The organism is Rubrivivax albus, assembly GCF_004016515.1.
GTDB classification, from domain to species: Bacteria; Pseudomonadota; Gammaproteobacteria; order Burkholderiales; family Burkholderiaceae_C; genus Rubrivivax; species Rubrivivax albus.
The window spans coordinates 1,121,951-1,142,364 of record NZ_SACT01000001.1 but is presented as its reverse complement, the minus strand read 5'-3'; the positions used below and the strand labels follow the sequence as shown (position 1 = coordinate 1,142,364).

General features: G+C 70.7%; 20 protein-coding genes. 17 read left to right on the top strand and 3 right to left on the bottom strand.

Annotated elements, in window-relative coordinates:
* Positions 1-126: 126 nt before the first annotated feature.
* The gene (locus tag ENE75_RS05320; protein WP_128196300.1) at positions 127-1,089 is read left to right on the top strand and encodes a hypothetical protein; all 963 of its coding nucleotides are present in this window, start codon (positions 127-129) and stop codon (positions 1,087-1,089) included.
* Positions 1,090-1,091: 2 nt separating this feature from the next.
* On the opposite strand, the gene uvrB is transcribed toward ENE75_RS05320, so the two are convergent.
* Complete coding sequence (gene uvrB, locus ENE75_RS05315; RefSeq protein WP_128196298.1) at positions 1,092-3,233, bottom strand: excinuclease ABC subunit UvrB; 2,142 nt, start codon at positions 3,231-3,233, stop codon at positions 1,092-1,094.
* A 78-nt stretch (positions 3,234-3,311) separates the two neighbouring features.
* Between uvrB and ENE75_RS05310 the strand changes: the two genes are divergently transcribed.
* The 6 genes from ENE75_RS05310 to ENE75_RS05285 all read left to right on the top strand — a co-directional run bounded on the left by ENE75_RS05310 (position 3,312) and on the right by ENE75_RS05285 (position 7,906).
* Positions 3,312-4,508 (top strand): amino acid aminotransferase, encoded by a 1,197-nt coding sequence (locus ENE75_RS05310; protein WP_128196296.1) that lies wholly within the window; start codon positions 3,312-3,314, stop codon positions 4,506-4,508.
* A 144-nt stretch (positions 4,509-4,652) separates the two neighbouring features.
* Positions 4,653-5,987 carry a polyhydroxyalkanoate depolymerase gene (locus ENE75_RS05305; RefSeq protein WP_128196294.1) on the top strand — a complete coding sequence of 445 codons (1,335 nt, stop codon included), beginning with the start codon at positions 4,653-4,655 and terminating at the stop codon, positions 5,985-5,987.
* 28 nt (positions 5,988-6,015) lie between these two features.
* Positions 6,016-6,720, top strand: coding sequence for an electron transport complex subunit RsxB (gene rsxB / locus ENE75_RS05300; RefSeq protein WP_128196292.1), 705 nt, complete (start codon positions 6,016-6,018; stop codon positions 6,718-6,720).
* On the top strand, positions 6,717-7,352 hold the full coding sequence (gene nth, locus ENE75_RS05295; RefSeq protein ID WP_128196290.1) for an endonuclease III: 636 nt from the start codon (positions 6,717-6,719) through the stop codon (positions 7,350-7,352). The genes rsxB and nth overlap by 4 nt, the downstream gene beginning before the upstream one ends.
* A 21-nt stretch (positions 7,353-7,373) precedes the next feature.
* Positions 7,374-7,586 carry a coiled-coil domain-containing protein gene (locus ENE75_RS05290; protein WP_128196288.1) on the top strand — a complete coding sequence of 71 codons (213 nt, stop codon included), beginning with the start codon at positions 7,374-7,376 and terminating at the stop codon, positions 7,584-7,586.
* Complete coding sequence (locus ENE75_RS05285) at positions 7,583-7,906, top strand: cell division protein ZapA (protein WP_128196286.1); 324 nt, start codon at positions 7,583-7,585, stop codon at positions 7,904-7,906. The genes ENE75_RS05290 and ENE75_RS05285 overlap by 4 nt, the downstream gene beginning before the upstream one ends.
* Here ENE75_RS05285 and ENE75_RS05280 read toward each other — a convergent pair.
* Entirely contained in the window at positions 7,880-8,923 is a 1,044-nt protein-coding gene (locus ENE75_RS05280; RefSeq protein ID WP_128196284.1) for an alkane 1-monooxygenase, read from the bottom strand. The genes ENE75_RS05285 and ENE75_RS05280 overlap by 27 nt on opposite strands.
* A gap of 17 nt (positions 8,924-8,940) precedes the next feature.
* On the opposite strand from ENE75_RS05280, the gene dapC reads away from it, so the two are divergent.
* The 9 genes from dapC (at position 8,941) to ENE75_RS25230 (ending at position 18,747) form a co-directional block, all read left to right on the top strand.
* On the top strand, positions 8,941-10,149 hold the full coding sequence (gene dapC, locus ENE75_RS05275) for a succinyldiaminopimelate transaminase (RefSeq protein ID WP_128196282.1): 1,209 nt from the start codon (positions 8,941-8,943) through the stop codon (positions 10,147-10,149).
* A complete protein-coding gene (dapD, locus tag ENE75_RS05270; RefSeq protein ID WP_128196280.1) occupies positions 10,146-10,964 on the top strand; it encodes a 2,3,4,5-tetrahydropyridine-2,6-dicarboxylate N-succinyltransferase in 819 nt (272 codons plus the stop codon). The genes dapC and dapD overlap by 4 nt, the downstream gene beginning before the upstream one ends.
* 27 nt (positions 10,965-10,991) lie before the next feature.
* Entirely contained in the window at positions 10,992-12,206 is a 1,215-nt protein-coding gene (locus tag ENE75_RS05265; protein ID WP_128196278.1) for a PilT/PilU family type 4a pilus ATPase, read from the top strand.
* Positions 12,207-12,213: 7 nt separating this feature from the next.
* Positions 12,214-13,371, top strand: coding sequence for a succinyl-diaminopimelate desuccinylase (gene dapE / locus ENE75_RS05260; RefSeq protein WP_128196276.1), 1,158 nt, complete (start codon positions 12,214-12,216; stop codon positions 13,369-13,371).
* Entirely contained in the window at positions 13,368-14,249 is an 882-nt protein-coding gene (gene prmB, locus ENE75_RS05255; RefSeq protein ID WP_128196273.1) for a 50S ribosomal protein L3 N(5)-glutamine methyltransferase, read from the top strand. The genes dapE and prmB overlap by 4 nt, the downstream gene beginning before the upstream one ends.
* Positions 14,246-16,210 (top strand): ABC-F family ATP-binding cassette domain-containing protein, encoded by a 1,965-nt coding sequence (locus tag ENE75_RS05250; protein ID WP_128196271.1) that lies wholly within the window; start codon positions 14,246-14,248, stop codon positions 16,208-16,210. The genes prmB and ENE75_RS05250 overlap by 4 nt, the downstream gene beginning before the upstream one ends.
* A 62-nt stretch (positions 16,211-16,272) precedes the next feature.
* Positions 16,273-16,713 (top strand): MarR family winged helix-turn-helix transcriptional regulator, encoded by a 441-nt coding sequence (locus ENE75_RS05245; protein WP_310733607.1) that lies wholly within the window; start codon positions 16,273-16,275, stop codon positions 16,711-16,713.
* Between the two features lie 17 nt (positions 16,714-16,730).
* Positions 16,731-17,165, top strand: a complete 435-nt coding sequence (locus ENE75_RS05240) for an organic hydroperoxide resistance protein (protein WP_128196268.1) — start codon at positions 16,731-16,733, stop codon at positions 17,163-17,165.
* Positions 17,166-17,274: 109 nt separating this feature from the next.
* A complete protein-coding gene (locus ENE75_RS25230; RefSeq protein WP_128196266.1) occupies positions 17,275-18,747 on the top strand; it encodes a choice-of-anchor I family protein in 1,473 nt (490 codons plus the stop codon).
* Here ENE75_RS25230 and ENE75_RS05230 read toward each other — a convergent pair.
* Complete coding sequence (locus tag ENE75_RS05230) at positions 18,738-19,682, bottom strand: asparaginase (protein WP_128196265.1); 945 nt, start codon at positions 19,680-19,682, stop codon at positions 18,738-18,740. The two genes, ENE75_RS25230 and ENE75_RS05230, sit on opposite strands and share 10 nt — an antisense overlap.
* 53 nt (positions 19,683-19,735) lie before the next feature.
* On the opposite strand from ENE75_RS05230, the gene lexA reads away from it, so the two are divergent.
* On the top strand, positions 19,736-20,413 hold the full coding sequence (gene lexA / locus ENE75_RS05225; RefSeq protein ID WP_128196263.1) for a transcriptional repressor LexA: 678 nt from the start codon (positions 19,736-19,738) through the stop codon (positions 20,411-20,413).
* Position 20,414 lies beyond the last annotated feature (1 nt).

Sequence of the window (20,414 nt, the reverse complement as noted above, 5' to 3'; positions counted from 1 at the left end):
CGGCCCTGCCGGCCGCACGGGCGCGCCTCGCCCATGCCATCCACCTCATCTCGCCCGCCATGCCCCCGCTGCAGCCGCCCGCTGCGACGGCAGCGCCGGCGCTGGTTCGAACGTGCGCTGCCGGCCATGCGCCGCTACCGCTGTGCGGCTGCGGGTTGCGGCTGGCACGGTCTGCTGGACGCGCCACGGCCGGCCGCCTGGGCCCTTGCCCTGCCGCGCCGGCCCCTGATCGCGGCGGCACTGGGCACCGGGATGCTGGCCGCCGCGGCCACAGGCTGGTGGCTGCACAAGCCGGTGAAGGACGAGCGCGTGATGGTCGGCCGCCACGTGGTGCACCGCGGCACGCACCTCGAAGGCGACCAGCTGCCGACGGCCCACCCGCTGCGCCTGGAACTGCCCGCTGCCCTGCTCGACGGCGAGCCCGAGGGCTTTGCCGAGACGCCGGAAGCGCGCCTGCACGCCCGCCGGCACTGTGCCTGGGGCCTGCCGGGGCGCAACCCCTACCGCGGCTCGGCGGTGCAGGCGATGCAGACGGCGCAGCTGTCGCCCACCGTGGTCAAGGCCATCGCCGCCGACATCCAGGCCGGCCGCAAGGTGGACCGCGTGACCATCCGCAACGACGGCATCGTGGCCCACAAGAGCGGCCGTGTCTTCGACGCCCGCCGCGTGGCCATGACCTACGGCATGACGATGTGCGTGGACACGCGGGTGAACTTCAAGCCCGGGCACACCGAGGACGGCGACCTCTACGAGGCCATGGACGAGGACGGCCGCATCTACGCGGTGATGGTGCCCGACGTCTGCGGCAACGTGTCGGTGCTCGGCCAGCGCTTCGTGAAGAGCACGCCCGAGGCCGCGGCGGCCGCCACCGGCGGCGACCCGCGCCCCTGGCTGCGCCTGCCGCCGGAACTGCGCCCGCGCATGCTGCCCGACAAGCTGCGCTACACCGACTACCGCGAGCCCAAGGGCGACGGGGAGGATGGTGGCGGCGACGGCGAACTGCCCGAGCCCGGCAGCCTGTTGCTGGCCGCCCTGGCCCTGGCCGCCGCGGTGGGCACGACGCTGCGCGCCAGGCGACGCCGCGGCTGAGTTCACGGCTTCCGGGCCCCGCCGGCCGCCGCCAGCGGCACGACATTGCTGTCGTGCCCGTCGGCGCCGAAGGCCTGCTCGCGCAGCAGGGCCAGCTGGTCGCGGATGCGGGCGGCCTTCTCGAACTCCAGGTTGCGGGCGAACTCCAGCATCTGCTTCTCCAGCGCCTTGATGCGCTTGCCCAGGTCCTTCTCCGACAGCGCCTCCATCTCGGCCTGCGCCTTCACGCGCGCACTCTCGTCCTTGGCCGCCTTGTCCGACACCACACCGTCGATCAGGTCGCGCACCTTCTTGTTCAGCGCCTTGGGCACGATGCCGTGCTCGGCGTTGTAGGCGATCTGCTTGGCGCGCCGGCGTTCGGTCTCGTCGATGGCCCGGCGCATGGAATCGGTGATGCGATCGGCGTAGAGGATGGCCTTGCCGCGGAGGTTGCGCGCCGCGCGGCCGATGGTCTGGATCAGGCTGCGCTCGGCGCGCAGGAAGCCCTCCTTGTCGGCATCCAGGATGGCCACCAGGCTCACCTCCGGCAGGTCCAGCCCCTCGCGCAGCAGGTTGATGCCCACCAGCACGTCGAAGGCGCCCAGGCGCAGGTCGCGCAGGATCTCCACCCGCTCCACGGTGTCGACGTCGCTGTGCAGGTAGCGCACCTTGACGCCGTTCTCCGTCAGGTAGTCGGTCAGTTGCTCGGCCATGCGCTTGGTCAGCGTGGTGATCAGCACGCGCTCGTCGCGCTCCACGCGGTCGCGGATCTCCTGCAGCACGTCGTCCACCTGGCGGCCGGCCGGGCGCACCTCGACCTCCGGGTCGATCAGGCCGGTGGGTCGCACCACCTGCTCCACCACCTGGCCGGCGTGGGTCTTCTCGTAGTCGGCCGGCGTGGCGCTGACGAAAACCACCTGGCGCATCTTGCGCTCGAACTCCTCGAACTTCAGCGGCCGGTTGTCCATCGCGCTGGGCAGGCGGAAGCCGTACTCCACCAGTGTCTGCTTGCGCGCGCGGTCGCCGTTGTACATGCCGCCGAACTGGCCGATCAGCACATGGCTCTCGTCCATGAACATCAGCGCGTCGCCCGGCAGGTAGTCCACCAGCGTCGGCGGCGGCTCGCCGGGCGCGGCGCCGCTGAGATGGCGGCTGTAGTTCTCGATGCCCTTGCAGTGGCCCACCTCCTGCAGCATCTCCAAGTCGAAGCGCGTGCGCTGCTCCAGGCGCTGCGCCTCCACGAGCTTCCCTTCCTTGACGAAGAAGTCCAGTCGTTCTCGCAGCTCGGCCTTGATGGTGTCGATGGCGGCCAGCACGCGGTCGCGGGGCGTCACGTAGTGACTGCTGGGGTAGACGGTGAAGCGCGGGATCTTCTGCCGCACGCGGCCGGTCAGCGGGTCCAGCAGCTGCAGGCTCTCGACCTCATCGTCGAACAGCTCGATGCGCACCGCCAGCTCGCTGTGCTCGGCCGGGAAGACGTCGATCACGTCGCCGCGCACGCGGAAGGTGCCGCGCGAGAAGTCGGTCTCGTTGCGCGTGTACTGCATGCGGATCAGGTGGGCGATGATGTCGCGCTGGCCCAGCTTGTCGCCCACACGCAGCGTCATCACCATCCGGTGGTAGTCGGCCGGGTTGCCGATGCCGTAGATCGCGCTGACGCTGGCCACGATGACGACGTCGCGCCGCTCCAGCAGGCTCTTGGTGGCGCTCAGGCGCATCTGCTCGATGTGCTCGTTGATCGCGCTGTCCTTCTCGATGAACAGGTCGCGCTGCGGCACATAGGCTTCGGGCTGGTAGTAGTCGTAGTAGCTGACGAAGTACTCGACCGCGTTCTTCGGGAAGAACTCGCGGAACTCGCTGTACAGCTGCGCTGCCAGCGTCTTGTTCGGCGCGAAGACGATGGCCGGCCGGCCCAGGCGGGCAATCACGTTGGCCATCGTGTAGGTCTTGCCCGACCCGGTGACGCCCAGCAGCGTCTGGTAGGTCAGGCCGTCCTGCACCCCTTCCACCAGGCCGGCGATGGCCGTGGGCTGATCGCCAGCCGGCGGATAGGGCTGGAACAGCTGGAACGGTGAATCGGGATAGGTCACGAACTGACCGGCCGACTCGGGGTCGGCCGATGCAGGGACTTCGACAAGCTCGGCAGGGTCGGCAGGATCGGGCATAGGCCACCTAAAATCGCGGGGCAACCCGCTAGGGTAGCGCAAGCCCCGCCCCCACGCCCACCTCTCCAGAGACCCCCCATGTCCCTCCTGTCCGCCGTCGAGATGGCCCCCCGCGACCCGATCCTGGGCCTCAACGAGCAGTTCGCCGCCGACCCCAACCCAGCCAAGGTCAACCTCGGCGTCGGCGTGTACTTCGACGAGGACGGCAAGCTGCCGCTGCTCAAGTGCGTGCAGGCGGCCCAGCAGCAGCTGCTGGAAGCGCCCAAGCCGCGCGGCTACCTGCCCATCGACGGCATGGCCGCCTACGACCAGGCCGTGCAGGCCCTGGCCTTCGGCGCCGAGAGCGAGGCCGTGAAGGCCGGCCGCATTGCCACCGTGCAGGCCCTGGGCGGCACCGGCGGGCTGAAGATCGGCGCCGACTTCCTCAAGCGCCTGAACCCGTCGGCCACCGTGCTGATCAGCGACCCGAGCTGGGAGAACCACCGCGCCCTGTTCCAGAACGCCGGCTTTGCCGTCGACACCTACCCCTACTACGACGCCGCCACCCGCGGCGTGCGCTTCGAGGCCATGCTGCAGGCCCTGGGCGCGGCCCCGGCCGGCACCGTGGTGGTGCTGCATGCCTGCTGCCACAACCCCACCGGCTGCGACATCACGCCCGCGCAGTGGGCGCAGGTGGTCGAGGTGGTCAAGGCGCGCGGCCTCGTCGCCTTCCTGGACATGGCCTACCAGGGCTTCGGCGAAGGCATTGCCGAGGACGGTGCCGTGGTCCAGCAGTTCCTGGCCGCCGGCCTGGACTTCTTCGTCTCCACGTCGTTCTCCAAGAGCTTCTCGCTCTACGGCGAGCGCGTGGGCGCGCTCAGCGTCGTCTGCGCCAGCAAGGACGAGGCCGCCCGCGTGCTGTCGCAGCTGAAGATCGTCATCCGCACCAACTACTCTAACCCGCCCACCTTCGGCGCCCAGGTCGTGGCCACGGTGCTCAACACGCCTGCCCTGCGCGCGCTTTGGGAGGAGGAACTGGCTGGCATGCGCGAGCGCATCAAGGCCATGCGCGTGGCGCTGGTGGAAAAGCTGCGTGCCGCCGGCGTGACGCAGGACCTGTCCTACATCACCGCCCAGAAGGGCATGTTCAGCTACTCCGGCCTGTCCAAGGACCAGATGCAGCGCCTGCGCAGCGAGTTCGGCGTCTACGGCGTGGACTCCGGCCGCATCTGCGTGGCCGCCATCAACGGCCGAAACATCGACGCCGTGGTCAAGGGCATCGTCAGCGTGATGTAAGACCTGTCGCCCGCGCGACAGGTCCTGTTCCCGAAAACCCGGCTTGCCCGGGTTTTCGGCCTTTTAGAGGCGCTTGTCTGAAGACAAGATGGGGTGGAAGGACTATATTTGCTGCACTGCAGCATCACTACGACGGGACACGGCATGCTCTACCACCTCTATGAGACGCAGCGCGCCCTGATGGCGCCGTTCTCCGAATTCGCCAGTGCGTCGGCCAAGCTCTACGACCACCCGCTGTCGCCCTTTGCCCACCTGCCGATGTCGCAGCGCTTCTCGGCGGGCTTCGACCTGCTGCACCGCCTGGCCAAGGAGTACGAAAAGCCGCCGTTCGACATCACCACGGTGAAGGTCGGCCCCGGCATCGAGGTGGCGGTGCAGGAGCAGGTGGCGATCCAGAAGCCGTTCTGCCGCCTGCTGCGTTTCAAGCGCTTCACCGACGATCCGACCGCGCTGGCGCTGATGAAGCGCCAGCCCACGGTGCTGGTGGTGGCGCCGCTGTCGGGCCACCACTCCACGCTGCTGCGCGACACCGTCAAGAGCCTGCTGCACGACCACAAGGTCTACATCACCGACTGGACCGACGCGCGCATGGTGCCGGTCGAGGACGGCCCCTTCCACCTGGACGACTACGTGGACTACGTGCGCGAGTTCCTGCGCCACATCGGCCCCAAGGTGCACGTGATCTCGGTCTGCCAGCCCACAGTGCCGGTGCTCGCCGCGGTGTCGCTGCAGGCCACGGCCGGCGACGTGCTGCCGCAGACGATGACGATGATGGGCGGCCCGATCGACGCCCGCCGCAGCCCCACCCAGGTCAACGACCTGGCGGTGCAGCGCAGCCACAGCTGGTTCGAGAACAACGTGATCTACCGCGTGCCGCAGAACTACCCGGGGGCCGGCCGTCGTGTCTACCCCGGCTTCCTGCAGCACACCGGCTTCGTGGCGATGAACCCGGACCGCCACGCCAGTTCGCACTACGACTACTTCCTTGACCTGATCCGCGGCGACGAGGACAGCGCCGACGCCCACCGCAAGTTCTACGACGAGTACAACGCCGTGCTCGACATGCCGGCGGAGTACTACCTCGACACCATCAAGACCGTGTTCCAGGACTTCGCGCTGATGAATGGCACCTGGAAAGTCCACGGCAAGCCGGTGCGCCCGCAGGACATCACCGGCACCGCGCTGCTGACCATCGAGGGCGAGCTCGACGACATTTCCGGCTCCGGCCAGACCAAGGCCGCGCACGACCTGTGCAGTGGCATCCCGGCCGAGCGCAGCCTGCACATGGACGTGGAAGGCGCCGGCCACTACGGCATCTTCTCTGGCCGCCGCTGGCGCGAGAAGGTCTACCCGCAGGTGCGCGAATTCATCGCCCGCTTCCACCAGGGCGACAGCGACACGCCGGAGCCCGCCCCCGCGCCCGCCAGGAAGGCCGCGGCGAAGAAGGCCGTCGCGAAGAAGGCCGCCCGCCGCCGCTGAAGCCGGCCCCGCGGCCGATAATCCGGCGGTGCACGACACCGCCGTCATCTCGCTCGCCGACCGCCTGAACGCGGCACTGCCGCAGACGCAGTGCACGCGCTGCGGCTACCCCGACTGCCGGGGCTACGCCGAGGCCATGGCCAGCGGCGAGGCCGACATCGACCGCTGCCCGCCCGGCGGCGCCGAAGGCGTGGCCCGGCTCGCCGCGATCACGGGCCGGCCGGCGAAGCCGCTGGATCCCAGCCGCGGCAGCGAGGGCCCACGCGCGCTGGCGGTCATCGACGAGGCCTGGTGCATCGGCTGCACGCTGTGCATCAAGGCCTGCCCGGTGGACTGCATCGTCGGTGCGTCCAAGCGCATGCACACGGTCATCGACGCCCGCTGCACGGGCTGCGAACTGTGCGTGCCGGTGTGCCCGGTGGATTGCATCGCGATGGTGCCGGTGACCGCTGATCGCATTGGCTGGGCCGCCTGGAGCCTGGCGCAGGCCGAGGAAGCGCGCGAGCGCTATGCCTTCCACCGCTTCCGCGTGGACCGCGCTGCGCGCGAGCACGACGAGGCCCTGGCCGCCAAGGCTGCCGCCAAGCTGGCCGACCTGCCGGCCCACACTCAGCACACCGACCCGGCCGTGATCGAGCGCAAGCGCGCGGTGATCGAGGCCGCGCTGGCGCGCGCCAGAGCGCGGCGAGAGGCCTCCGCCGACCCGAAGCCCCCCCACGGAGACCCAGGGTGAAGTCTGCCGACATCGAACCCTTCTTCGCCACCCTGGCCGCGGCCAACCCGCAGCCGCAGACCGAGCTGGTCTATACCAACGTCTTCGAACTGTTGGCCGCGGTGCTGCTGTCGGCCCAGGCCACCGACGTCAGCGTCAACAAGGCCACGCGCGCGCTGTTCGCACGCGCCAACACGCCGCAACAGATGCTCGCCCTCGGCCTGGACGCGGTGACCGAACACATCCGCACCATCGGCCTGTACCGCACCAAGGCCAAGAACCTGCTCGAGACCTGCCGCATCCTGGTCGAGCAGCACGGTGGCCAGGTGCCGCGTTCGCGCGAGGCACTGCAGGCGCTGCCGGGCGTGGGCCGCAAGACCGCCAACGTGGTGCTGAACGTGGCATTTGGCGACTGCACCATCGCCGTCGACACCCACATCTTTCGCGTGGCCAACCGTACCGGGCTGGCCCCAGGCAAGGACGTGCTCGCCGTCGAGCAGGCGCTGGAGCGGCGCGTGCCGGCGCGCTACCGCGTGGATGCCCACCACTGGCTGATCCTGCACGGCCGCTACGTCTGCCAGGCGCGCAAGCCGCAGTGCGACGTGTGTGCCGTTCGCCCGTACTGCGACCTCGGCCGGCGCACCGCCGCCTAGAATGACGAGCCGGAGGGTGAGATGGCCACGCTCGAAGACATCGCCGAACGCGTCGAACGCCTGCTGCTGCGCCACGACGAGCTCAAGCGCGCCAATGCACTGCTGGAGCAGCAGCTCGGCACGGTGACGCAGGAGCGCGACAACCTGCGCTCGCGCCTGTCGGCCGCGCGCGGCCGCATCGACGCCCTGCTGGCCCGCCTGCCCGCCGACGCCGGCGAGGAGACGCCGCGATGAAGCAGATGGAAGTCACCATCCTCGGCCAGAGCTACATCCTGGCCTGCCCGGAAGGCGGCGAGACCCTGTTGCAGCAGGCCGTGGGCACGGTGGACCGGGAGATGAGCAGCATCCGCGACGCCGGGCGCGTGAAGGCGCGCGAGCGCATCGCGGTGCTGGCGGCGCTGAACCTCGCCTACCGGCTGGCGGAACAGCCGGCCGCCGTTCCGGCAGCGCCTGCCGCGGCCGTGCCCGACGATCCAGTCACAGGCGGGCCCGACCTCGACGCCCTGCTCGCGCGGCTCGACGCTGCGCTACAGGACGACGGCCTGCTGCTCTAGTCTCGCCAACGCCCGCAACCGCGGGTGCATCACACGGAACCACAGCCGCGGCACCGACGCCAGGAACAGGCAGCCGGCATAGCCGGTGGGCAGTTGCGGCCCGGGCAGCGGCGCCAGCGTCTCATAGGGCTTCCAGGCGTGCAGGTGGTGGTCGCTGTGGCGCTGCAGGTTGGCGATGATGGCGTTTGTCGGCGCGTGGTCGGCGTTCCAGGCATGGCCCACGCCGAAGCGCTCCCCCGGCGCGCGGCGCAGCCCGTAGTGCTCGATGTAGTTGATCGCCTCGAGCAGGAACACCGCGTAGGCCGCCTGAACGGCCCAGAACAGCAGCGCCGGCCATCCGAAGGCCGTGCCCAGTGCCGCCAGGCCAGCGACCTGAGCCACCGAGACCCAGAGCAGCGGGCTCGCCCCCCAGCCGCGCCGGTGCTGCCGCAGGCGTGCCGCTTCCAGCCGCCAGGCACTGGCCAGGCTGCCGGACAGTGTGCGCGGCAGGAAGCGCCACAGGCTCTCGCCGGCACGGGCGCTCGCGGGGTCGGCGTCGGTGGCGGCACGCGGGTGGTGGCCCCGGTAGTGTTCGACCATGAAGTGGGCGTACAGCACGCTGGCCATCAGGGCCCAGGCCAGCACCCGGTCCAGGCGGCTGCGGCGGTGCCCCAGCTCGTGCGCGAAGGTGATGCCCTGGCTGCCGGTGACGCCGCCCACGCCCAGGCCCAGGGCCAGCACCGCCCACGGCGACTCGGCGCGCTGGGCCAGCACCACCCCCAGCGCCAGCAGCGCCGCCTGCAGCAGCACATGCCCGTGAAGCACGGCGCGGAACCCCGCCGACGGGGCCGCCACCGGACTCCCGGTGCGCTGCCAACCGGGGTGGCGTTCGGCCAGCGCCAGCCCCAGCTGCACCGCCAGCATGACGCCCCAGGCGGCCCAGGGTGACGCCATGGCGGCGCTGCCGACGGCCAGCGGCAACAGCCAGGCGCAGGCGAAGAATCGGGGACGGACGGCGGGAAGCTGCGCGGTGGCCACGGCCGGATAATCGCCGGATGAACCCGCTGCTGCAACGGCTGCACCCCTACCCCTTCGAACGCCTTCGCGAGCTCACGGCGAGCCTGACACCCAACCCGGCGCTGCGCCCCATCAACCTGGGCATCGGCGAGCCGCGCCACCCGGCGCCGCCGCTGGTGATGCAGGCCATCGACGAGGCCGCCGCCGGCCTGTCGGTCTACCCGCCCACCGCCGGCAGCCCGGCGCTGCGCCAGGCCTGTGCCGGGTGGCTGCAGCGGCGTTACGGCGTGACGGTGGACCCGGCCACGCAGGTGCTGCCGGTCAACGGCACACGCGAGGCGCTGTTCGCGCTGGCGCAGGTGGTGGTGGACCCCACCCGGCCCGGGGCCACCGTGGTCTGCCCGAACCCGTTCTATCAGATCTACGAAGGCGCGGCCCTGCTGGCCGGCGCCCGGACGGCCTTCGCCAACAGCGACCCGGCGCGCAACTTCGCCGCCGACTGGCGGCAGATCGACGACGCCACCTGGTCCCGCACGCAGCTGCTCTACGTCTGCTCCCCTGGCAACCCCACCGGCGCGGTGATGCCGCTGTCGGAGTGGGAAGAACTCTTCGCCCTGTCCGACCAGCACGGCTTCGTCATCGCCAGCGACGAGTGCTACTCCGAGATCTACTTCGGCGACGAACCGCCGCTCGGCGGCCTGGAAGCGGCCGTGAAGCTGGGCCGCACCGACTTCCGCAACCTGGTGGCCCTGACCAGCCTGTCCAAGCGCAGCAACGTGCCCGGCCTGCGTGCCGGCTTCGTGGCCGGTGACGTGCGCTGGATGAAGGCCTTCCTGCTCTACCGCACCTACCACGGCAGTGCGATGAGCCCGCTGGTGCAGCAGGCCAGCATCGCCGCCTGGGGCGACGAGGCCCACGTGGAGGCCAACCGCACGCTCTATCGCCAGAAGTTCGCACAGGTCACACCCAGACTCGCCGAGGTGCTGGACGTTGCCCTGCCCGACGCCGGCTTCTACCTCTGGGCCGGTGTGCCGCGGCGCCATGTTGAACCTGGTGACGACGTCGCCTTCGCCCTCGGCCTGCTCGCTCAATACAATGTGACGGTCCTGCCCGGCAGCCTGCTGGCCCGCGAGGCCCATGGTGTCAACCCGGGCGCCGGCCGCATCCGCCTGGCGCTCGTCGCCGGCGTCGAGGAATGCCTCGAAGCGGCCGATCGCATCGTCGCCTTTACCCGAGAACACGCATGAACCCGCTGCAATCCGTCATCGACCTGGCCTGGGACAACCGCGCCGAGATCACCGCCGTCAACGCCCCAGAGGTCCGCGAGGCCGTCGAGCAGGTGATCGCCGACCTCAATGCCGGCCGGATCCGTGTGGCCGAGCGCCAGGGCGTGGGCCAGTGGACGGTGAACCAGTGGGTCAAGAAGGCCGTGCTGCTGAGCTTCCGCCTCAACGACAACCGCGCCATGCACGCCGGCGACCTGGCCTTCTTCGACAAGGTGCCGACGAAGTTCTCGCACACCGACGAGGCCGCGATGCGCGACAGCGGCGTGCGCGTGGTGCCCCCGGCCGTGGCCCGCCGCGGCAGCTACCTGGCCAAGGGCGTGGTGCTGATGCCCAGCTACGTCAACATCGGCGCCTACGTCGACGAAGGCACGATGGTCGACACCTGGGCCACCGTGGGCTCCTGCGCGCAGATCGGCAAGGGCGTGCACCTCTCCGGCGGTGTCGGCATCGGCGGCGTGCTCGAGCCGCTGCAGGCCAACCCGACCATCATCGAGGACAACTGCTTCATCGGCGCGCGCTCCGAGGTCGTCGAGGGCGTGATCGTCGAGGAGAACGCCGTGCTCGGCATGGGCGTCTACATCGGCCAGAGCACCCCGATCTACGACCGCGAGAAGGACGAGGTCAGCTACGGCCGCGTGCCCGCCGGCAGCGTCGTCGTCAGTGGCAGCCTGCCCAAGGCCGGCGGCAAGTACAACCTCTACTGCGCGGTGATCGTGAAAAAGGTCGACGCGCAAACGCGCAGCAAGACCAGCATCAACGACCTGCTGCGCCCCTGACCCTTCAACACCGAGCGAGGAGCCGACATGGCCGGAGGCAACATGGAGCGCGTGCTGCGGCTGATGGCCGAGAAGCGCGCGTCCGACGTCTACATGTCGGCCAACACGCCGATCCTGATCAAGATCGACGGCCAGATCCTGCAACTGTCCGACCAGGTGCTCACCACCGGCCAGACGCGTACGCTGTTGGCCGAGCTGCTGACGCCGCAGCAGTTGGAGGAACTGGACGACACCGGCGAGCTCAACGTCGGCATCGGCCTGGCGGGCATCGGCAGCTTCCGGCTGTCGGCGTTCAAGCAGCGCGGGTCCATCGCGGCGGTCTTCCGCTGCATTCCGCACCAGATCCCGGAGCTGGAATCGCTGGGGGTACCGCCGCTGATGTCCAAGCTGGTGCTGGAGCGCCGCGGCCTGATCCTGATGGTCGGCGCCACCGGCACCGGCAAGAGCACCACGCTGGCGTCGATGATCGAGTGGCGCAACCAGCAGGTCACCGGCCACATCCTCACGATCGAGGATCCGATCGAATTCCTGTTCAGCAACAAGAAGTCCATCGTCAACCAGCGCGAGGTGGGCCGTGACACCGCCAGCCTGCAGCTGGCGCTGAAGAACGCCATGCGTCAGGCGCCGGACTGCATCCTGATCGGCGAGATCCGCGACCGCGAGACCATGACCTCGGCGCTGTCGTACGCGCTGTCGGGCCACCTGGTGCTGGCCACCCTGCACGCCAACAACAGCTACCACGCGCTGGGCCGGATCCTGTCGTTCTACACGCCGGAATCCCGCCCCACGTTGCTGTCGGACCTGGCCGCCGGCCTGAAGGCCGTGGTCTCGCAACGCCTGCTGCGCGCCAATGCCGGCGGCCGCGTGCCCGCGGTGGAGGTGATGCTCAACACCAAGCTGGTGTCGGAACTCATCGAGAAGGGCGACCTGCCGGGCGTGAAGGAGGCGATGGAGAAGTCCATGGCCCAGGGCTCGCAGACCTTCGAGCAGGACATCGCGCGCCTGATCACCGAAGGCGTGGTCTCGCGCGACGAGGGCCTGTCGCACGCCGATTCGCCGACCAACCTGGTCTGGCGGCTGCAGAACGACGAGACGCCGGCCTCGCGCGCGCCGGAGAACAAGAAGGCCGACTCCGACGAGGCGGTCTACACCGAGGTCTCGGTGGAGGTGCGCCCGGAGAGCAAGGCCGCCGCGCCGCTGCCGACGATCCCCACGCTGCCACCCATCGTGGCGCGGCGCTGATTCGGTCATGAGCGACACGCTGCGCCTGCTGGAGGCGCTGATCGCGCGCCGTTCCGTGACGCCGGACGACGCCGGCTGCCAGGACCTGCTGCGCACCAGGCTCGAGGCCGCCGGCTTCACCTGCGAGACGCTGGTGGCCGGCCCCGAGCACTTCCGCGTCACCAACCTCTGGGCCATCCGCCGCGGCGGGCTGCCCGGGCCGACGATCGCGTTTGCCGGCCACACGGACGTGGTGCCCACGGGCCCGCTGGAGCGCTGGACCAGCGACCCCTTCGTGCCCAGCGTGCGCGACGGCCACCTCTACGGCCGCGGCACCGCCGACATGAAGACCTCGATCGCCGCCTTCGTGGTCGCGGCCGAACACTTCGTGCAGGCGCACCCGCAGCACCCGGGCGCCATCGCGCTGCTGATCACCAGCGATGAGGAAGGCCCGTCGGTGGACGGCACGGTGCGACTGGTGGAGATGCTGCGTGAGCGCGGCGAACGGCTGGACGCCTGCATCGTCGGCGAGCCGACGTCGGTGGAGCGCCTGGGCGACGTGATCAAGAACGGCCGCCGCGGCACGCTGTCAGGCCGACTCACGGTGCGCGGGGTGCAGGGCCACATCGCCTACCCGCAGCTGGCGCGCAACCCCATCCACGACCTGGCTCCGGCCCTGGCGGAACTGGTGGCCACGCGCTGGGACGGGGGCAACGCCTTCTTCCCGCCCACCAGCTGGCAGGTCAGCAACGTGCACGCCGGCACCGGCGCCACCAACGTGATCCCCGGCGAACTGGTGCTGGACTTCAACTTCCGCTTCAGCACCGAGTCCACGGTCGACGGCCTGAAGGCGCGTGTGCACGCGGTGCTGGACCGCCATGGCCTGGACTACGGCCTGGCCTGGACCCTGGGCGGCGAACCCTTCCTGACGCCGCCCGGCACGCTGAGCGACGCGCTGGTCGGCGCCATCGCGGCCGAGACCGGGGTGGCGGCCGAGCTGTCCACCACCGGCGGCACGTCCGACGGGCGCTTCATCTTCAAGGTCTGCCCGCAGGTGGTGGAGTTCGGGCCGCTCAACGCCACCATCCACAAGATCGACGAGCGCGTGGCGCTGGCCGAGGTGGCGCCGCTGACCGCGATCTACCAGGGCACGCTGCAGCGGTTCCTGCTCGGCGGCACGTCGTGAACGTCCGCGCCCTGATCGACGATGCCGCGCGCCGGCTCGCCGGGGCCGGCGTGGCCTTCGGCCACGGCACCACGAACGCCTTCGACGAGGCCGCCTGGCTGGTGCTGTGGCGTCTGGGGCTGCCGCTGGACGAACTCGACCACGTGGCCGACCTGGAGGTGGACGTCGAGCGCCAGGCCGAGGTCGAGGCCCTGGTCGACGAACGCATCGAACGCCGGGTGCCGGCCGCTTACCTCACCGGCGAGGCCTGGCTGCAGGGCGTGCCGTTCACCGTCGACGAGCGCGTCATCGTGCCGCGTTCGTTGATCGCCGAGCCGCTGGCCGACGGCACGCTGGACGCCTGGCTGTCGGCCGACACCACACGCGTGCTCGACCTGTGCACCGGCAATGGCAGCCTGGCGGTGCTGGCCGCGCTGGCCTGGCCCGACGTGAAGGTCGACGCCACCGACCTGTCGGCGGACGCGCTGGCGGTGGCCGAACTGAACGTGCAGCGCCACCACCTGGAGTCGCGCATCACGCTGCGCCAGGGCGATGGCCTGGCCGCAGCGCGCGGCGCCTACGACCTGGTGCTGTGCAACCCGCCCTACGTGAACCGCGCGTCGATGGCCCGGCTGCCGGCGGAGTACCGCGCCGAGCCGGCCCTCGCGCTGGACGGCAACTTCGCCGGCGGCAGCGACGGCATGGACTTCGTGCGCCGGCTGCTCGGTGGCGTGGCCCGCCACATGACGCCACAGGCCGTGCTGGTGCTGGAGATCGGCCACGAGCGGGCGCACTTCGAGGCCGCCTTCCCGAAGCTGGAAACCGTCTGGCTGGCCACCAGTGCCGGCGAGGACCAGGTGCTGCTGCTGACGCGCTCGGCCATCGAGGGCGCCAAATGATCACGCTGCGCAACCTCACGCTGCGTCGCGGCACCAAGGTCGTGCTGCAGGACGCGAACGTCGTGCTCAACCCGGGCGAGAAGGTGGGACTGGTCGGGCGCAACGGCGCCGGCAAGTCCAGCCTGTTCGCGCTGCTGGCCAGCCGCCTGCACGCCGACGCGGGCGACGCCGAGATCCCGCCCACCTGGCGCATCGGCGAGGTGGCACAGCACATGCCGGAGACCACCGACGCCGCCACCGACTTCGTGCTCCAGGGCGACCAGCCGCTGGTGGCGGCGCAGGAAGAACTGGCCGCGGCCGAGGCGGCGGACGACGGCGAGGCCATCGCCCACGCCCATCTGGCGCTGGCCGATGCCGGCGCCTTCGACGCCCGTGCCCGCGCCCAGGCATTGCTGCTGGGCCTGGGCTTCCGGCCAGCCCAGCTGGACGCGCCGGTGAACAGCTTCTCCGGCGGCTGGCGCATGCGGCTGCAGCTGGCGCGCGCGCTGATGAACCCGTCGGACCTGCTGCTGCTGGACGAACCCACCAACCACCTGGACCTCGACGCCCTGGTCTGGCTGGAGGCCTGGCTGCAGCGCTACGCCGGCACGATGGTCGTCATCAGCCACGACCGCGAGTTCCTGGACGCCATCACCCGCGTCACGCTGCACCTGGACAACGCCACCCTCACCCGCTACGGCGGCAACTACTCGGCCTTCGAGGAGATGCGCGCCGAGCGCCTGAGCCAGGCGGCGCAGGCCTTTGCCAAGCAGCAGGAGCGCATCGCGCACCTGCAACGCTTCATCGACCGCTTCAAGGCCAAGGCCACCAAGGCCAAGCAGGCGCAGAGCCGGGTCAAGGCGCTGGCGCGCATGGAGAGGCTGGCGCCGGTGCTCACCGAGAGCGAGTTCGACTTCGAATTCCGTGAACCGGCCAACCTGCCGAACCCGATGCTGTCGTTGCAGCAGGTGTCCTGCGGCTACGGGCAGATGACGATCGTGCGTCACGTCGAGCGCACCGTGCTCGCTGGCCAGCGCGTCGGCATCCTGGGCGCCAATGGCCAGGGCAAGTCCACCCTGGTCAAGACCATCGCCCATATGCTGCCGGCGCTGGGGGGGCAGATCGTCGAGGGCAAGGGTCTGGCCATCGGCTACTTCGCGCAGCAGGAGATGGACCTGCTCAGCGCCGACGACACGCCACTGCAGCGCATGGTGCGGCTGGCCCGCGAGGTGTCCCCGCAGGCCCGCGAACAGGAGCTGCGCAACTTCCTCGGCCAGTTTCGCTTCGAGGGCGAGATGGTGCACCAGCGCGTGGGCACGCTCTCCGGCGGCGAACGTGCCCGTCTGGTGCTGGCCACCATCGTCTGGCAACGCCCCAACCTGCTGCTGCTGGACGAACCCACCAACCACCTGGACCTGGCCACGCGCGAGGCGCTGTCGATCGCGCTCAACGAGTTCGAGGGCACGGTGATGCTGGTCAGCCACGACCGCGCGCTGCTGCGCGAGGTCTGCGACGAGTTCTGGCTCGTCACCGCCGGTGGCGTGCTGCCCTTCGATGGCGACCTGGACGACTACCAGCGCTGGCTGCTGGAGGTCTCGCGCGCCATCGCGCGCGGCGGCGAACCGCCGCCCCCACCGCGCCCGGGCATCGCCGCAGAAGGCGCGCCGCCGCCGTCCCCCGTCCCAGCGCCGGCGCCGGCGCCGAAGGAGGAGCCGCGAAAGGCCGCCGGGAAAGCCGGGCGCGAGGCCCGCGCCGCGCTGCAGGCGCAGACACGGCCGCTGCGCGTGGAACTGCAGCAGATCGACGCCCGACTGGAGAAGCTGGCCGCCGAGAAGGCCGAGGTCGAGGCGGCGCTGGCCGACCCGGCCGCCAGCGACTTCGCCGAACTGGGTCGCCGCCTGGCCCACGTGGGGGCCGAAGTGGCCATGCTCGAGGAACGCTGGCTCGAACTGCAGACGCAGCTGGAGGACATGACCTCCTGATCGGCCGGGTCATTCGCCGTCATTAGATCGCATGCGATTCAATCGTGTGCGATCATATGGGCATGCCCACCAACTGGCTCGCCCTCGACAAGCAGCTGTGCTTCGCGCTCTACAGCGCCTCGCACGCGATGACCCGCGCCTACCAGCCTCTGCTCGCGCCGCTGGGCCTGACCTACCCGCAGTACCTGGTGATGCTGGTGCTGTGGGAGCAGGACGGCCTCGCCGTCGGCCAGATCGGTGAGCGGCTGAAGCTCGACTCGGCCACGCTCACCCCGTTGCTCAAGCGCCTGGAGGCCGCCGGCCACCTGCAGCGCCTGCGCGACACGACCGACGAACGCCGGCTGCGCCTGCAGCTCACGCCCAAGGGCCGCGCACTGCGCGCCCAGGCCGCGCACATCCCCGAGCAGTTGGCCACCGGCGCCGGCTGCGGCCTGGACGAACTGGCCGACCTCACCCGCCGCATCGCCGCCCTGCGCGACCGCATCCATTCCGCCCACCCCTGACCCAGAAGGAGCACACCATGGCCCTCGACGCCACCCTCTACACCGCCACCGCCACCGCCACCGGCGGCCGCGCCGGCACCGCCGCCACCGACGACGGCCGCCTGAGCGTCACCCTGTCCACGCCCAAGGGCCTGGGCGGTGACGACGGCCCGGGCACCAACCCCGAACAGCTGTTCGCCGCCGGCTACAGCGCCTGCTTCATCGGCGCGATGAAGGCCGTGTCGGGCCGCATGGGCAAGAAGTTGCCGGCCGAGGTGAGCATCACCTCGCAGGTGGGCATCGGCCCGATGAGCGGCAAGGCCGGCGCCTTCTGCATCTCGGTGGCGATGACGGTCAGCGTGCCGGGCATGGACCGCGCCGAACTCGAGGCGCTGGTGAAGACCGCGCACGAGGTCTGCCCCTACTCCAACGCCACCCGCGGCAACGTGGACGTGCAGTTCACCATCGCCTGACCCCGTGTTCGCGGGGGCGGCGGGCCACCTGGGCCCGCCGCCTGTCACGCGACCGTCACGCGGCGTGGGCATTGTGCCGGGGTTGTCCACCCCCCACATCGCAACGCCCATGAACCGCTTCACCCGCACCGCCATCGCCAGCGCGCTGCTCGCCGCCGGCGTGTCCCAGGCTGCCCCGCTGAGCTTCGACCGCGTCTGGACCTACGACCACGCCCTCACCGGCGTGGCCGGGCAGACCTCCGAGATCGTCAGCTTCGACGCGCTGACCAACAGCCTGTGGGTGGTTGGCCTGAAGGGCGTGGACGTGCTGGACGCCGGTAGCGGCAGCCTGCTGCAGCACATCGACACCGCTGCCTTCGGCGAAGCCAACAGCGTGGCTATCTTCGGCGGCACGGCCGCCGTGGCCGTGGCCGCGGCGACCAAGACCGACCCTGGCACGGTGCGCTTCTATGACACTGCCACGCGCGGCTTCACCGGCAGCGTCGGCGTGGGCGCTCTGCCCGACATGCTGGCGTTCTCGCCCGATGGCAGCCGCCTGCTGGTGGCCAACGAAGGCGAGACCACCGCACTGGTGGACCCCCGCGGCAGCGTCAGCATCATCGACACGGCCAGCCGCACCGAGGTCGCGCGAGCCGGCTTCGCCGGCAGCATCACCTTCAACGGCAGCCACATCCGCACCTTCGACGGCATCAAGGGCGGCACGACCATGGACTTCGAGCCGGAGTACATCGTCTTCGACGCCACCGGCAGCAAGGCCTACGTGGCGCTGCAGGAGGCCAACGCCATGGCCACGGTGGACCTGGCGAGCAACCGCATCACCACGGTGACGGGCCTGGGCGTCAAGGACTTCCGCCTGGCCGGCAACGAGATCGACCCCAGCGACCGCGACGGCAAGGTCGAGCTGCGCAACGTCGACGCCTACGGCTTCTACCAGCCCGACGGCATGGCCAGCTACAGCGCGGGCGGCCAGACCTTCATCGTGATGGCCAACGAGGGCGACTCGCGTGCCGACGAGCAGGACGAGGCGCGCGCCAGCAGCTTCGGCGCCACGGGCGAGCTGGCGCGGCTGACGGTGTCCACCGCCGACTCCGCGCCCGGTGAGCTCTACGCCTTCGGCGCACGCTCGTTCTCGATCCGCGACACCGATGGCAACATCGTCTTCGACAGCGGCAGCCAACTCGACGCCAAGGCCATCGAACTCGGCCTGTACGACGACGGACGCAGCGACAACAAGGGCGTCGAGCCCGAGGGCGTCGCATTGGGCAGCATCGGTGGGCGCACGCTGGCCTTCATCGGTCTGGAGCGCACCACCACCTCGGCCATTGCGGTGTACGACGTCACCGACCCGGCCAACGCCAGCTTCGTCGACATGATCGTCGGTGCGGGTGACCTGTCGCCCGAGGGCCTGACCACCTTCACCGCCGGCGGCGTGCTGTATCTGGCCGTGGCCAACGAGGTCTCGGGCACGACCAGCCTGTTCAGCGTCACCGCCGTGCCGGAACCCGGTACCTGGGCGATGCTGGCCGGCGGCCTGGGTGTGATCGGCTGGCCGCGCCGCCGGCGCACCGCGATTCAGGGCTGAACCAGCAGGTCCAGCAGCAGGTCCACCCGGGCCTGCCACGGCGACCGTTCGCCGGCCGAGGGCAACGCCGCGCCCGGCGGATCGATGACCGCACCGTCGGCGCAACGGCTGCAGCGCACCACCGGCACGCCGGCGTCGCTGACCGCCTCGACCAGCGCCGCTTCCAGCGGTGCCGACAACGACCCGTTGCCGGTGCCAGCCACCACCAGGCCGCGTACACCGGCGTTCAGCAGCGCGCGCACCTCGCGGCCGTCGGCCCCGGCATGGTTGGCCAGCACCGCCACCCAGGGCCAGGCGGCCGGGTCGCGCGCGATGGCCTGCAGGCCCGCGGGCTCGCCGCGGGGCCAGGCACGCAGCACGCGCAGGCGGCCATCCTCCACCAACGCCACCGGGCCGACGTCGCCACCCGCGAAGGCGTCCAGCCGCGTCGCATGCCGCTTGCGCAGGTCCGCGGCGGCCTGCACGCGGCCGGCCAGCACCGCCAGCACCCCGGCGGCACCGGGGTGCCGGGCCACCGTCACCGCGTCCAACAGGTTCAGCGGCCCGTCGGCCGACAGGGCCGAGGCCGGGCGCATGGCCGCGGTGAGCACCAGCGGCTTGGCGGGGGCCAGCACGCGGTGCAGGAACCAGGCGGTCTCCTCCAGCGTGTCGGTGCCATGGGTCACCACCACGCCCTGCACCTCGGGCCGCGCCAGGTGGTGCGCCGCGCGCTGCGCCAGCCGCTGCCATGTCGCGGCGTCCATGTCCTTGCTGTCGAGCTGCGCCACCTGCTCGGCCTCGAGGTCGACGGCCTGCAATGGCGGCACTGCGTCGATCAGCACCTGCACGCCAAGGGCGCCGGCGGTATAGCCCACCGCGTCATCGGCCCGCGCGGCCTGCCCGGCGATGGTGCCGCCGGTGCCCAGGATGACGATGCGCGAGGCGGGACTTGGCATGTTGGCCCTATCTGGATGAAAATACAGCCACTGGATACCTTCACAGGTGGCACATGCAGGAAGGCCCGAAGCTTACCGCCCGCCAGCAGCAGATCCTCGATCTGGTGCAGAGCGCCATCGCGCGCACCGGCGCCCCGCCCACGCGCGCCGAGATCGCCGCCGAGCTCGGCTTCAAGTCGGCCAACGCCGCCGAGGAGCACCTTCAGGCGCTGGCGCGCAAGGGCGTCATCGAACTGGTGGGCGGCACCTCGCGCGGCATCCGCCTGAAGGGCGACATGCTGCGGGCGCTCAACGAGTCGCGCGTCAAGCAGTTCATGCTGCCCCTGCCCAGCCTGTCGCAGCTGACGCTGCCGCTGGTGGGCCGCGTGGCCGCCGGCAGCCCCATCCTGGCGCAGGAGCACATCGACCAGACCTACGTCGTCGAGTCCACGCTCTTCGCCCGCAAGCCCGACTTCCTGCTCAAGGTGCGCGGCATGAGCATGCGTGACGCCGGCATCATGGACGGTGACCTGCTCGCCGTACAGAAGGCCCACGAGGCCAAGAACGGCCAGATCATCGTGGCCCGGCTGGGCGACGAGGTCACCGTCAAGCGCCTGCACCGCACGCGCACCGGGATCGAGCTGCTGCCGGAGAACCCCGACTTCGAACCCATCGTCGTGCCCGCCGGGACCGAGGACTTCGCACTCGAGGGCATCGCGGTGGGCCTGATCCGCAACAACATGCTAGGCTGAG